Source organism: Sphingopyxis sp., from assembly GCF_040216815.1.
Lineage (GTDB): Bacteria > Pseudomonadota > Alphaproteobacteria > Sphingomonadales > Sphingomonadaceae > Sphingopyxis.
Genome location: NZ_JAVJOJ010000001.1, coordinates 12,394 through 24,905 on the forward strand (window position 1 = coordinate 12,394; position 12,512 = coordinate 24,905).

The window sequence follows — 12,512 nt, forward strand, 5'->3', positions numbered from 1 at the left end:
GGCGCAGCTTTCGCATAGCTATTCTATACTGTGTGGTAAAAATAACACAGGTAAGAAAATTGTCACATACTGATCGATCCGTTCATTGAACCGACAGGTGGCGACGCCATTTAGGGGCCGGGCCGCGACCCAAGAGGGTGCGGTCCTGATTTGAACGAAGGAAGAAAAAAATGAAAAAATTCGCAGTTGCAGCCGCTCTCCTCTCGGCCGTTGTCGCCACCCCCGCCCTTGCCGCCGAAGGCGGCGAAGGCCGCGTCGAAGTGCGCGGCGGTCTGATCACCGGCAACGGGATCGACGAAGGCACGCTCGGCGTTGCCGCCGGCTATGATTTCGACCTCGGTTCGGCCGCTTTCGTCGGCGGTGAAATCGCGGGTGACAAGGTGCTGATCGACGGCGCCAACGTCCAGTTCTCGGCCGGCGCGCGCGCCGGCGCCAAGGTCGGTGCCAACGGCAAGCTCTACGCCACCGGCGGCTACACCTTCGGCGACATCGATGATCCCTATGTCGGTGCGGGCTACCAGCACAAGCTTGGCCAGAACATCTATGGCAAGGTCGAATATCGCCACCAGTTCATCAACAACTTCGGCGACTTCGACAGCTTTGTCGCGGGCGTCGGCTTCGCGTTCTGATCCGTCGGACCAGCGATGACAAAGGAGGGGCGGCCCGCGGGTGGCCCCTTTTTTGTTGGGCGACTTTGAACTTGAACCGACTGTCGCTCCATCCCCCTTCGTCATCCCCGCGAAAGCGGGGACCCAGCGCATGCGTAGGCTGATCCCACACCGGGTTCCCGCTTACGCGGGAATGACGAGGGTGGGCGATGGCGCGCCCCACGTGACAATCCTCAGCACCGCGCCCCTTCCCTTTCACCCCGCACCGCGCCACAGTTGCCGGATGACCGCCTTTGCCTATATCGGTGCCGCGCTTGCCGAAATCGCGGGCTGCTTCGCCTTTTGGGCGTGGTTGCGGCTGGGCAAGTCGATCTGGTGGATCGCGCCGGGCATGGCGGCGCTCGCGCTGTTCGCTTACCTTCTCACGCTGGTCGATGCCGAGCATGCGGGACGGACTTACGCGGCTTATGGCGGGGTCTATATCGTGTCAGCGCTCTTGTGGTTGTGGGCGGTCGAGGGCGCAAAGCCCGACCGCTGGGACCTGATCGGCGCCGCGGTGTGTCTTGGCGGTGCGGCTGTCATCCTGTTCGGGCCGCGCGGCAGCTAGCCCGCGTCGGGCAGCGCCTGTTCGACCAGCGGCGCGAGTGCTTCGGCGACGACCTTCACGCCCTGGGCGTTGGGGTGGATATTGTCGCCGAGCATCAGCGCCTTGTCGGTGATCACATTGTCGAGGATGAAGGGATAGAAGCTGACGTCATATTTCGCGGCGAGCGCGGGATAGATGGGGTTGAACTTGTTCGCATAATCGCTGCCGAGGTTGGGCGCGGCCATCATGCCGGTGAGCAGCACCGGAATGTCGCGCTTTTTCAGTTCGGCGAGCACCGCGTCCAAATTGGCGCGTGTCTGGTCGGGGCCGATCCCGCGCAGCATGTCGTTGCCGCCAAGCCCGAGCACGACGAGCGCGGGTTTGGCCTTGGCGTTGTCCAGCACATAGGTCAGCCGCTGGCGTCCCGCCGCGGTCGTGTCGCCCGACACGCCAGCATTCTGGACGCGCGCGGCGATGCCGTCGGCGGCGAGCGCGGCCTGAAGCTGCGGCGCAAGTCCCTCCTTCGGGCCGAGCTGATAGCCCGCGTAAAGGCTGTCGCCGAACGCGATCACAAGCGGTGCGTCGGCAGGGATGGCGGCAGTCCTGGGCGCCGCGGCCGTGTCGTTCGTCGACGCCGGTGGCGCCTCCGCCGACCCGCACGCGGCAAGCGGTTGGCAAAGCGCGATGACGCAACCATATAAAAAGACAGAACGCCACTCGGCCGTTTTCATGTCCAAAGGGTCCTCTTCTTGCCCGACGCTATACGACAATCGCCCGATCTGGCGATCGCCGCCCATAATGTGACGCTGACGCTGGGAAGCGACAAGGCCCCCGTCGAAATTTTGCGCGGCGTCGATCTGGCGGTCGAACCCGGTACCTCGGTCGCGCTGCTCGGCCCCTCGGGATCGGGCAAAAGCTCGCTGATGGCGGTGCTCGCGGGGCTCGAACGCGCGAACGGCGGCAGCATCCATGTCGCAGGGCTCGATTTCGCGGCGATGGACGAGGATGCACTGGCGCGCGCGCGGCGCGGCCGCATCGGCATCGTGCTCCAGGCCTTTCACCTGCTGCCGACGATGACCGCGCTCGAAAATGTCGCGGTGCCGCTCGAACTCGCGGGAATCACCGACCCCTTCGGCCGCGCCGCCGTCGAATTGGAAGCCGTCGGGCTCGGCCACCGGCTGACCCATTATCCGGCGCAGCTTTCGGGCGGTGAGCAGCAGCGCGTCGCGATCGCGCGCGCGATGGCGAGCGAACCCGCGATCATCTTTGCCGACGAGCCGACGGGCAATCTCGACACCGCGACGGGACATGCGATCATCGAGCTGATCTTTGCCCGCCGCGCGGCGCTGGGCGCGACTTTGCTCATCATCACGCACGATCCCGAACTCGCCGAGCATTGCGACCGCGTCGTCGTGATGCACGACGGGCGGATCGAGGAACGTTCGTGAGCGCTGCCCAATTCCGTTCGCATCGAGCGAAGTCGAGATGCCCCTCGACCTTGCTCTACACCGATGGGTGTCTCGACTTCGCTCGACACGAACGGCCTGAAGGGGACCACAGCTGATGCTCCCCCTCGCCTCGCTCTGGCGGATCGCGCGGCGCGACCTTGCGGCGCGTATCCGCGGCCTGCGCCTGCTTGCCGTCTGCCTGTTCCTGGGCGTCGCGACGCTCGCCGCGATCGGCAGCCTGACGCGCGGCATCACCTCCGAGCTCGAAGTGCGCGGGCAGACGATCCTCGGCGGCGACGTCGAATTCAGCCTGCCGCAGCGGCAGGCGACGGCAGAGGAGATGGCAGGTTTCCGCCGCGCCGGCATCCTCTCGGCCACCGTGCGGATGCGCGCGATGGCGAACGACCCCGACGGCGATGCGCTGCTGTCGGAACTGAAAGCCGTCGATGGCGCCTATCCGCTCTACGGCACGATGCGGCTGGAGAGCGGGCCGCGAAAGGGGCCGCCGCCGCCGGGCGCGATCTGGATCGGCAAGGACATGGCCTCGCGGCTCGACCTCCAGGTCGGCGACCGCGTGACGTTCGGCGACAAAAGCTTTCGCATCGACGGCCTTATCGCCGAAGAGCCCGACCGGCTGGGCGAAGGCTTCACCCTGGGGCCGGTCGCGATCATCGGCCTTTCCGACCTGCCCGCGACGCAGCTCCTCCAGCCAGGCAGCCTTTACGAAAGCAAATATCGCCTGCGCCTGCCCGCGGGCGCCGATCCCGCAACTGTGGGCGAGGCGCTGAACAAGGCGTTTCCCGATGCCGGGTGGGACATCACCGATCGCAGCAACGGCGCCCCCGGCACGCGGCGCTTCATCGAACGCATGGGACAGTTCCTGTCGCTCGTCGGGCTCGCCGCGCTGGTGATCGCGGGGATCGGCGTCGGCAACGGCGTCGCAAGCTATCTCGCGGGCAAGCGCCCCGGCCTCGCAACATTGAAGGTGCTCGGCGCCGACAGCGGCACTGTCGCGCGCATCTATGGTTTGCAGATCCTGGCGGTCGCGGCGGTTTCGATCCTCGCCGGCCTGATCGTCGGGGCGCTGGCGCCCGCCATCATCGGCTGGGTCGCAGGCGATGTGCTGCCGGTCAAACCGGGCATTTCGATCTATCCGCTGCCGCTGGCGGTCAGCGCGGCCTATGGCCTGCTGATCGCCATCGCCTTTGCGCTGCCGCCGCTGGCGGCGACGCGCCATGTTCCCGCCGCCGGGCTCTACCGCGCGACGGTGAGCGGCGCGGCGCGCATCGACCGACCAACCGTCATCGCCGTTGCGGCCGCGCTCGCCGCGATCGTCGCACTCGCCGTCGGGACCGCACGCGAACCCATGTTCGCGCTGGGCTTCATCGGCGCGGCGATCGGGCTGCTCCTGATCCTTGTCGCGCTCGGCTGGCTCGTGCGCCGCACCGCGAGCCGCCTGCCGCGCCCCCGCCGCCCACTGTTCCGCCTGGCGCTCGCGAACCTGCACCGTCCCGGCGCCGCGACCGGCGCACTCGTCGTCGCGCTCGGCCTTGGACTTACGCTGTTCGTCGCGCTCGCCGCGATCCAGACAAGCATCACGTCCGAAATCCGTTCGACGGTGCCGCAGCGCGCGCCGAGCTTTTTCGTGCTCGACGTCCCGCGTAGCGACGCCGCGCGCTTTCGGGCGATGGTGACGGACGCCGACGCCCAGGCCGAAATCAACATGATCCCCGCGCTGCGCGGCAGCGTCACCGAATTTCGAGGGGTACGCGTCGACGAACTGGCCGAGCTGCCCGAGGGCGCATGGGTACTGCGCGGCGATCGCGGGCTGACCTATAGCCCCGTTCTGCCGAACGGCAGCGAACTGGTCGGCGGCGCGTGGTGGGCGGCCGATTATAGGGGGCCGCCGCTGGTCAGCGTCGAGCAGGAGGTCGCGAGCTCGCTGGGCCTGAAACTCGGCGACACGCTGTCGGTCAATGTGCTGGGGGTCGAGGTACAGGCGAAGGTCGCCTCCTTCCGCACCGTCAATTGGGACAATTTCGGGCTGAACTATGTGCTCGTCTTTTCGCCCGGCACGTTCGACGCGGCGCCGCATAATATGGTTGCGACGGTGGCGGTCGGGGGCGCGGCCGAAACCGCGCTGTCGCGCAGCATCCCGCGCGCTTTCCCCTCGGCGTCGCTGATCGCGGTGCGCGATGTCGTGTCGCAGGTGACGACGCTGCTCACCCAGATGAGCCAGGCCATCGCCGCCGCGGCGAGTATCGCGATCCTCGCCGGCATCGCGGTGCTGATCGGCGCGATCGCGGCGAGCCGCGAACGGCGCGTTTACGACAGCGTCATCCTGAAACTGCTCGGCGCGACGCGCGGTCAGATTCTGGGCGCGCAGGGCATGGAATATGCGGTGCTGGCGGCGATCCTTGCGGTGCTGGCGCTGGGGCTCGGCCTGGCCGGCGCCTGGTATGTCGTGACGCAATTGTTCGAGTTCGGCTTCGCCCCCGACCCGCTGATCGTCGCCCTGACCCTACTGGGCGGTGCGGGATTGTCCTTCCTGATCGGAATCGCAGGAAGCTGGCCCCTGCTGTCGGCGAAACCGGCGCGGGCACTCCGCAGCCTGTAGCGCTCAGGGACGGTGCGAAAGACCCAGCCGATCGGCTTGCTCGGCCAATCTTTTGTCGTTGGTCCAGAGACCTGCCCCGTCGACCCGCGCGGCGGCCGCCAGCAAATGCGCATCGACCATGCCAAGGCCGGTGCCGAATAGCCGATGTTCGGCCACGAAACCGAGCAGCGCCGATTGCTCTACCGGCGGGACGGCGGGGAGAAGGCCGAGCATCCCGATAAAGCGCTCACGCTGGGCGAGCGAGCCGAGCGCGAGTTCCGCCGTGACAAACGGATGCTGAACAATGCGCCCTTCGGCAAGCGCCACGGCCAGCGCGGCGTTGGCGCTGCGCAAATGATCGATCCAGATCGAACTGTCGACCAGGATCATCCGAAAGGCCGTCCGCGAGGCGGGGGCGCGGCGTCTGGGTCGGTTCCGCCCATCAACGCGAGCGCGCGCGCGGCTTCGCGTTGAATCAACGCCGTGACCGCGGCACGCTCCAGTTCCGCGCGATTTTCGATGCCGGTCAGTCGTGCGGCCTCTGCCCATAATTCTTGTACTGGCTCCGTCCGGCTGCCCGACCGCGGTTCGCCGCTGCGCACTTTTCGTACGCGCTCAAAACGAATGCGTTCGCGCGCCTGATCGACATCGCGCGTTTCCCAGCCCGCCTCCACCCAGACCGCGGCCTGGCTGTGATTCCCTCCGCTATGATTGGACCACCACGCCCGGTGATCGCGTGCGCTGTTGGGCAATCGAAAACCGAGAATATGCTCGATTTCTTCAAAGCTTGCATTCCACCTATCTTCCGACAGTGCGCGCAGGTGATCCCCCAAGGGTTCATATTTTCCCATGTCTCGACTCCTTGGAATCAAGATATGTACTATATTCATTTCATGTCAAATCATGATTGACACTAAAGTTCCTAAACGAGCCGGACCACCGCCGACACCGCGGCGATGCCGAGTACGACCGCGACCATCGCTTGCCAGATATGCGGCGCGACGCGGCCGAAATGGCGGGCGCCGACGCGGTTGCCCAGCCACATCGCCGGAAAGAGCAGCAGCGCAATCAGGAACAGCCTGAACGTCGCAATGCCCACCCACAGCGCGGCGAGCGTGCCCGCGATCGCGGTGCCGAAAAAGATGAGCAGCATCGACGCGCGCGCAACCTTCGGATCGAGCGCACGGCGGAGGTAGAAGGGAACGACGGGCGGGCCCGGCATGGCCGCAAATCCAGTGAGAATGCCCGAGGCGAGCCCCGTTCCGGCCACCACGGCGCGCGTCGGCCGGTGGCCGTCGGGATGCTTGGGGAGCAGCACCGCGACAAAGGCGCCGACCGCCGCGAGCGTGATGAGCAGCCGCGCAATATCTGCGGGTGTCGCGTCGAGCGCGGCCATGCCGAGCGGCGTCGTCGCCATCGCGACCAATGCGATCGGGATCGCACTCGCCCGGTCGGCGTCGGCGACGATGATGCCGATGCCGACCGGCCCGATCAGAAGCTGGAGCAGGATGCCGAGCACGACCGCCTCCGCCGGGCTGATGATGAGCCCCAGCAGCGGCACAAGGATGATCGCCATGCCAAAGCCGGTGAGCCCGCGCACATAAGCGGCGGCAAAGGTCATCGCCGCAGCGCCCGCGAGCGTCAGCGGCGCGATTCCGGTGAGTTGGGACAGGCTTGTCACCCGGCGCGCAGGTCCGGCGGGGTCGCTTCGCCCTTGAGCATCGTGATCGCCTCGGCGAGCGGCATGATGCGTTGGCCGTCCTGCCCGAGCGTGCGGATCGCGACCGTGCCTTCCTCCGCCTCGCGCTTGCCGACGACGAGCAGATAGGGAACTTTGGCGAGGCTGTGCTCGCGGACCTTGTAGTTGATCTTTTCGTTGCGGAGGTCGCTGTCGGCGCGGATGCCCGCCGCGGTGAGCGCCGCAACCGCATCCTTCGCATAAGTGTCGGCGTCCGACACGATCGTCGCGACCACGGCCTGCACCGGCGCGAGCCAGGTCGGGAAGCGTCCGGCGAAATGCTCGATCAAAATGCCGATGAAGCGTTCATAGCTGCCAAAGATCGCGCGGTGGAGCATCACCGGACGATGGCGCTCGCCATCCTCGCCGATGTACGACGCGTCGAGCCGGTCGGGCAGCACGCGGTCGGACTGGATCGTGCCGACCTGCCACGTCCGCCCGATCGCGTCGGTCAGATGCCATTCGAGCTTGGGCGCATAGAAGGCGCCCTCGCCCGGCAGTTCCTCCCAGCCATATTCGTCGGTCGCAAGACCCGCCTCGACGACGGCATTGCGCAGTTCGTCCTCCGATTTGTCCCACATCTCCTCGCTGCCGAAGCGTTTTTCGGGGCGCAGCGCGAGCTTGATCGCATAGGTGAAGCCGAAATCCTTGTAGATGCGATCCGCAAGCGCGCAGAAATTGCGAACCTCCTCGACGATCTGGTCCTCGCGGCAGAAGATGTGCGCATCGTCCTGCGTGAACTGGCGTACGCGCATCAGCCCGTGCAGCGCGCCATGCGGTTCGTTGCGGTGGCAACAGCCATTTTCATAGAGCCGGAGCGGCAGGTCGCGATAGCTTTTCATGCCCTGGCGGAAGATCAGCACGTGCGCCGGGCAGTTCATCGGTTTGAGCGCCATCCAGTCGGCGGCGTCCGAAACGATCGGGCCTTCGTCCTCTGTATTCGGAACCTCGTCGGGGATGACGAACATATTTTCGCGATATTTGCCCCAATGGCCCGACTGTTCCCACTGGCGCGCGTCCATCACCTGCGGCGTCTTGACCTCGCGATAGCCCGCGGCGTCGATCGCGCGGCGCATATAGGCCTCGAGCTCGCGCCAGACGAGAAAACCGTTGGGATGCCAGAAGACCGAGCCATGCGCCTCCTGTTGCAGATGGAACAGGTCCATCTCCTGCCCCAGCCGGCGATGGTCGCGCTTCGCGGCTTCCTCGAGCCGGACAAGATGCTCGGCGAGCTGTTTCTTGTTGAGCCAGCCGGTGCCATAGATACGCGAAAGCTGCGCATTTTTCTGGTCGCCGCGCCAATAGGCGCCCGACACGCGCGTCAGTTTGAATGCCGCGGGATCGAGCTTGCCGGTCGAGGCAAGGTGCGGGCCGCGGCACATGTCCATCCAGCCGTCACCGCTGCGATAGACGGTGAGTTCTTCGTCCTGCGGCAGTTCGGCGGCCCATTCAGCCTTGAACGTCTCGCCATCGGCCTGCCATTTGGCAATCAGCTTGTCGCGCTCCCACACTTCGCGCGTCAGCGGAAGGTCGGCGGCGATGATGCGGCGCATCTCTTCCTCGATCAGCGGCAGCTCGTCGTCGCGGAACGGGCCATGTTCGGCAGTCGGCGCGAAATCGTAGTAGAAACCGTCGTTCGTCGACGGGCCAAAGGTGATCTGCGTTCCCGGAAACAGGTTCTGCACCGCCTCCGCCAGCACATGCGCATAGTCATGGCGCACGAGTTCGAGCGCGTCGGCCTCGTCGCGGCTCGTCACCAGCGACAGGTTTGTGTCTTCCTCCAGCGGGCGCATGATGTCGCGCAGCTCGCCGTCGATCTTGGCCGCCAGCGCCGCCTTGGCGAGGCCGGGGCCGATCGCTGCCGCGATCTCGGCCGGGGTGGTCCCGCGCGCAACTTCACGGGCAGAGCCATCGGGAAGGGTGACGCGGATCATCTGGGACATCGAAAAATCGGCCTTTCTGCGGAGTAAAACTGCGCCCCTTTGCCAGCAAGCGATATGGGCGGCAAGGGCGCGATTCACAACAAGGCTTGCAATGATACATCGTATCATTATCTGGCATCGCAACCCCCTGCCACGAAAGACCACCCATGTGCCTCCCCTCGCCGCGCACCCGGACTGCGGATATTGCCGGCATCACCCTGTCGTCCGCCTGCCTCGTCCATTGCCTCGCCCTGCCGCTCGCGCTGCTGGCAGCGCCCGCGCTTGGCACCTGGCTCCGCTTGCCGGAGTGGATGCACGCCGCGATCCTGCTGCTTGCCCTGCCCGCCGCGCTGATCGCCATGACCGACGGCTGGCGCCGTCATCGCCGGTGGGCCCCGTCGCTGCTCGCAGGGGCGGGGATCGGCCTGCTCACGCTGGGCCTCGCCGCGCACGAGGGGTGGGTGCCCACGCCCGATCGCGAAAGCGCCGACCGGTGGCTCACCTCGGCGGGCGCGCTGACCTTGGCCGCGGCGCATCTCGCGAACTGGCGCTGGCGTCACCGCGCGGGCAGGCATTGATGACAAACGGCCCGAACACCATTTGGCCGATTAACCGCCGCTCTGCCTTGCGACCGCGCCCCGCTCCGGCTACGGCGGCGCCAACCGGAAAGGAGCCCCCGATGTTCAAGCGCCTGTTCGTCGATCACCCGAAGAGCGTCGATGAAAGCTATATCGAGCATTTTGGCGTCGCGTCGAAGTTCGGCGTTACGATGATCTATGGCGGGCTTTGCGCGCTGGTTCACGCCGTCGTGCCGGGCTGGTGCATCACCACGGGCAGCGACACGATCCAGCGGCTCAACAAGATCATGGTCGAACAGCGCCGCGCCAAGGGGCAGGCGGTCGCGCAGATGAGCACGGTCGACTGGGTCATCTGATCCCCGGTGCTCCGTGGCCGTTCGCCCAAACCCAGTTCGCGTCGAGCGAAGTCGAGATGCCCCTCGATTTGGCGCTGCGCCGATAGGTGTCTCGACTGCGCTCGAGACGATCGGGATTAGGAAATGACTGACCCCGCCGCCCCCGATTTTCTTGACCGTCCGGGCCGCCCGCGGATCGCGTTCCGCTATACGCGGGGCGCAGGTCCGACGATCCTATTCCTGCCGGGATACATGTCCGACATGGCGGGCGGCAAGGCGACCGCGCTGTTCGACTGGGCGGCAGCGGAAGGGCAAGGCTGTCTGCTGCTCGACTATGCGGGGTGCGGGTTGTCGGACGGGCTGTTCGCCGACCAGACATTGCTCGACTGGCGCGGCGATGTACTCGATCTGATCGATGCCAAGGCCGACGGTCCGGTTATCGTCGTGGGATCGTCGATGGGCGGTTGGCTGATGCTGCTCGTCGCACTCGCGCTGACCCAGCGCGACGGTCCTGCGCGCGTTGCGGGGCTGGTGGGTATCGCCGCCGCGCCCGACTTTACCGACTGGGGCTTCACGCCGGAAGAAAAGGCGATCATCCTCGCCGAAGGCGCGCTGGTCGAGGAAACGCCGTACAGCGACCAGCCCTATGTCACGACGCGCGGCTTTTTCCAGTCGGGCGAGGCGAACCGGTTGCTTGGGGGCGAAATCCCGCTCACCTGCCCGGTGCGCCTGCTGCACGGCGAGGAGGATGGCGACGTTCCGCCCGAAATCAGCATGCGGCTGTCCGCCGCGCTTGCGAGCGCGGATGTGCAGGTCACGCTGGTCAAGGGCGGCGACCACCGCCTGTCGCGCGAGCGCGATATCGCGCTGCTCATCGACACCGTCGCGCGGCTTGCGGCGGGTTAATCCAGGGGACATTCATGGCTCGCAGCGACTTCAAATTCCACGTCAAAAAGCGCGTCCGCTATGCGGAGATCGACGCGCAGGCGGTGGTGTTCAACAGCCGTTACCTTGAGTATTTCGACCTTGGCATCACCGAATATTGGCGCGCCGCCGGCGTCTATGATCGCTGGCCGCTGCGCGACAGCCCGGAGTTTCACGTCGCACGCGCCGAGGTCGATTACAAGGCGCCGATCCTGCTCGACGAGGAGATCGACATTTGCGTCCGCGCATCGCGCGTCGGCCGGTCGTCGATGACCTTTCTGTTCGAGATCCATGGCGCGGACAAGGACGAGCTGCGCGCGGCGGGGATGCTGATCAACGTCCATGTCGAGGAAGCGCAAGGCGCGACCGCGCCGGTGCCCGATGCATTCGTATCCTTGTTCGAAGCGTTTGAAGGCCGGCCGCTTCGTGCCTAATATGGCCGCATGACCAAATATCTTCACACGATGATCCGCGTGTCGGATCCGCAAGCCACCATCGACTTTTTCAAGCTGATCGGGCTGGAGGAAGTCCGCCGCTTTGACAATGAAGCGGGCCGCTTCACGCTGATCTTCCTGGCTCCGCCCGGACAGGCGGGCGTCGCCGAGGTCGAGCTGACCTATAATTGGCCGCCCGAGGATGGCAGCGCGCCCGAACAATATAGCGGCGGCCGCAATTTCGGGCACCTCGCCTACCGCGTCGACGACATTTATGCGACGTGCCAGCGGCTGATGGACGCGGGCGTCACGATTAACCGGCCGCCGCGCGACGGGCATATGGCCTTTGTGCGCTCGCCCGACGGCATTTCGGTCGAACTGCTCCAGGACGGGCATCTCGAACCCGCCGAGCCCTGGGCATCGATGCCCAATACGGGAAGCTGGTAGCGGACCGCCGCGCAGGGAGCGAGACTTCCCGCGCGAGCTGTGGCAGAATGGCTCGCCAAGGTCCGCGGGCATCCGCTCCGTCTTGTGGATGCGAAAGCTGGAAAGGAGAAAAGGTGGCTGCGCTTGAAATCGTCCGGATTCCGGTCCTGAGCGACAATTATGTCTGGCTGGTTCACGACCCCGCCAGCAAGGCAACGATGGTCGTCGATCCCGCGGTCGCCGATCCGGTGCTGGACGCCGCGAAGGCGCGCGGCTGGACGATCACCGACATCTGGAACACCCACTGGCACCCCGACCACACGGGCGGCAATGCCGCGATCAAGGACGCAACGGGGTGCAGGATCACCGGTCCCGCGGCGGAATATGAACGCATCCCGACGCTCGACGTCCGGGTGACAGGCGGGGACGTGGTGCGATTCGGCAGCAAGCAGGCAGACGTCTGGGACGTGCCCGCACACACCGCGGGGCATATCGCCTATCATTTCGCCGATGACGCCGCGATCTTCGTCGGCGACACGATGTTCGCCATGGGCTGCGGCCGCCTGTTCGAAGGGACGGCCGAGCAGATGTTCGCCAATATGCAGAAGTTCCGGTCGCTCGACGACGCAACACGCGTCTATTGCGCGCACGAATATACCTTGTCGAACGCGCGCTTCGCGATCGGCGTCGACCCCGATAATCATGCGCTGGCGGCGCGCCTCGCCGCGGTCGAGGCCGCGCGCGCGGCGGGCGAGGCCACCGTGCCGACAAGTATCGGCGAGGAACGCGCGACCAACCCCTTTTTCCGCGCGGCCGACGCCGACGAACTCGCGCGTATCCGTGCGCTCAAGGATGCGGCATGACGAGCGGGCAGCTTCAGCACCGGTTCATCGGCCACGGATATTATGAACGCTTAT

15 protein-coding genes are annotated in these 12,512 nt (G+C 66.0%); 10 read left to right on the forward strand and 5 right to left on the reverse strand.

The window, feature by feature from the left end; all coding sequences use genetic code 11:
• Positions 1-170 precede the first annotated feature (170 nt).
• Together RIA72_RS00065 and RIA72_RS00070 are read left to right on the forward strand one after the other, a co-directional pair.
• Positions 171-629, forward strand: coding sequence for an outer membrane protein (locus RIA72_RS00065; protein WP_350030315.1), 459 nt, complete (start codon positions 171-173; stop codon positions 627-629).
• A gap of 262 nt (positions 630-891) precedes the next feature.
• Positions 892-1,215: a YnfA family protein gene (locus RIA72_RS00070; protein WP_350030794.1), complete on the forward strand. Its 324-nt coding sequence runs from the start codon at positions 892-894 to the stop codon at positions 1,213-1,215.
• Here RIA72_RS00070 and RIA72_RS00075 read toward each other — a convergent pair.
• Complete coding sequence (locus RIA72_RS00075) at positions 1,212-1,925, reverse strand: arylesterase (protein ID WP_350030795.1); 714 nt, start codon at positions 1,923-1,925, stop codon at positions 1,212-1,214. The two genes, RIA72_RS00070 and RIA72_RS00075, sit on opposite strands and share 4 nt — an antisense overlap.
• An 18-nt stretch (positions 1,926-1,943) precedes the next feature.
• On the opposite strand from RIA72_RS00075, the gene RIA72_RS00080 reads away from it, so the two are divergent.
• Both RIA72_RS00080 and RIA72_RS00085 read left to right on the forward strand, forming a co-directional pair.
• Positions 1,944-2,642, forward strand: coding sequence for an ABC transporter ATP-binding protein (locus RIA72_RS00080; RefSeq protein WP_350030316.1), 699 nt, complete (start codon positions 1,944-1,946; stop codon positions 2,640-2,642).
• A gap of 115 nt (positions 2,643-2,757) precedes the next feature.
• Positions 2,758-5,259, forward strand: a complete 2,502-nt coding sequence (locus tag RIA72_RS00085) for an ABC transporter permease (protein ID WP_350030317.1) — start codon at positions 2,758-2,760, stop codon at positions 5,257-5,259.
• A gap of 3 nt (positions 5,260-5,262) precedes the next feature.
• Here RIA72_RS00085 and RIA72_RS00090 read toward each other — a convergent pair whose 3' ends face one another.
• From RIA72_RS00090 to thrS, 4 genes are all read right to left on the reverse strand, one after another.
• Complete coding sequence (locus tag RIA72_RS00090; RefSeq protein WP_350030318.1) at positions 5,263-5,628, reverse strand: type II toxin-antitoxin system VapC family toxin; 366 nt, start codon at positions 5,626-5,628, stop codon at positions 5,263-5,265.
• Complete coding sequence (locus RIA72_RS00095; protein ID WP_350030319.1) at positions 5,625-6,089, reverse strand: DUF7662 domain-containing protein; 465 nt, start codon at positions 6,087-6,089, stop codon at positions 5,625-5,627. The genes RIA72_RS00090 and RIA72_RS00095 overlap by 4 nt, the downstream gene beginning before the upstream one ends.
• 71 nt (positions 6,090-6,160) lie before the next feature.
• Positions 6,161-6,919, reverse strand: coding sequence for a TSUP family transporter (locus tag RIA72_RS00100; RefSeq protein WP_350030320.1), 759 nt, complete (start codon positions 6,917-6,919; stop codon positions 6,161-6,163).
• On the reverse strand, positions 6,916-8,919 hold the full coding sequence (thrS, locus tag RIA72_RS00105) for a threonine--tRNA ligase (protein ID WP_350030321.1): 2,004 nt from the start codon (positions 8,917-8,919) through the stop codon (positions 6,916-6,918). Before thrS ends, RIA72_RS00100 begins: the two co-directional genes overlap by 4 nt.
• A gap of 146 nt (positions 8,920-9,065) precedes the next feature.
• Between thrS and RIA72_RS00110 the strand changes: the two genes are divergently transcribed.
• From RIA72_RS00110 to gloB, 6 genes are all read left to right on the forward strand, one after another.
• The gene (locus RIA72_RS00110) at positions 9,066-9,476 is read left to right on the forward strand and encodes a MerC domain-containing protein (RefSeq protein WP_350030322.1); all 411 of its coding nucleotides are present in this window, start codon (positions 9,066-9,068) and stop codon (positions 9,474-9,476) included.
• Positions 9,477-9,577: 101 nt separating this feature from the next.
• The gene (locus RIA72_RS00115; protein WP_350030323.1) at positions 9,578-9,832 is read left to right on the forward strand and encodes a DUF6356 family protein; all 255 of its coding nucleotides are present in this window, start codon (positions 9,578-9,580) and stop codon (positions 9,830-9,832) included.
• A 123-nt stretch (positions 9,833-9,955) separates the two neighbouring features.
• The gene (locus tag RIA72_RS00120; protein ID WP_350030324.1) at positions 9,956-10,717 is read left to right on the forward strand and encodes an alpha/beta fold hydrolase; all 762 of its coding nucleotides are present in this window, start codon (positions 9,956-9,958) and stop codon (positions 10,715-10,717) included.
• Positions 10,718-10,731: 14 nt separating this feature from the next.
• Positions 10,732-11,169, forward strand: a complete 438-nt coding sequence (locus RIA72_RS00125) for an acyl-CoA thioesterase (protein ID WP_350030325.1) — start codon at positions 10,732-10,734, stop codon at positions 11,167-11,169.
• A gap of 9 nt (positions 11,170-11,178) precedes the next feature.
• Positions 11,179-11,616, forward strand: a complete 438-nt coding sequence (locus RIA72_RS00130) for a VOC family protein (protein ID WP_350030326.1) — start codon at positions 11,179-11,181, stop codon at positions 11,614-11,616.
• A gap of 113 nt (positions 11,617-11,729) precedes the next feature.
• Positions 11,730-12,458 carry a hydroxyacylglutathione hydrolase gene (gloB, locus tag RIA72_RS00135; protein WP_350030327.1) on the forward strand — a complete coding sequence of 243 codons (729 nt, stop codon included), beginning with the start codon at positions 11,730-11,732 and terminating at the stop codon, positions 12,456-12,458.
• The last annotated feature ends 54 nt before the right edge of the window (positions 12,459-12,512 follow it).

Coding starts and splice junctions, on each gene's coding strand:
- RIA72_RS00065 (WP_350030315.1), top strand. CDS start 171: ATGAAAAAATTCGCAGTTGCAGCCGCTCTCCTCTCGGCCGTTGTCGCC.
- RIA72_RS00070 (WP_350030794.1), top strand. CDS start 892: ATGACCGCCTTTGCCTATATCGGTGCCGCGCTTGCCGAAATCGCGGGC.
- RIA72_RS00075 (WP_350030795.1), bottom strand. CDS start 1,925: ATGAAAACGGCCGAGTGGCGTTCTGTCTTTTTATATGGTTGCGTCATC.
- RIA72_RS00085 (WP_350030317.1), top strand. CDS start 2,758: ATGCTCCCCCTCGCCTCGCTCTGGCGGATCGCGCGGCGCGACCTTGCG.
- RIA72_RS00090 (WP_350030318.1), bottom strand. CDS start 5,628: ATGATCCTGGTCGACAGTTCGATCTGGATCGATCATTTGCGCAGCGCC.
- RIA72_RS00095 (WP_350030319.1), bottom strand. CDS start 6,089: ATGGGAAAATATGAACCCTTGGGGGATCACCTGCGCGCACTGTCGGAA.
- thrS (WP_350030321.1), bottom strand. CDS start 8,919: ATGTCCCAGATGATCCGCGTCACCCTTCCCGATGGCTCTGCCCGTGAA.
- RIA72_RS00110 (WP_350030322.1), top strand. CDS start 9,066: ATGTGCCTCCCCTCGCCGCGCACCCGGACTGCGGATATTGCCGGCATC.
- RIA72_RS00115 (WP_350030323.1), top strand. CDS start 9,578: ATGTTCAAGCGCCTGTTCGTCGATCACCCGAAGAGCGTCGATGAAAGC.
- RIA72_RS00120 (WP_350030324.1), top strand. CDS start 9,956: ATGACTGACCCCGCCGCCCCCGATTTTCTTGACCGTCCGGGCCGCCCG.
- RIA72_RS00125 (WP_350030325.1), top strand. CDS start 10,732: ATGGCTCGCAGCGACTTCAAATTCCACGTCAAAAAGCGCGTCCGCTAT.
- RIA72_RS00130 (WP_350030326.1), top strand. CDS start 11,179: ATGACCAAATATCTTCACACGATGATCCGCGTGTCGGATCCGCAAGCC.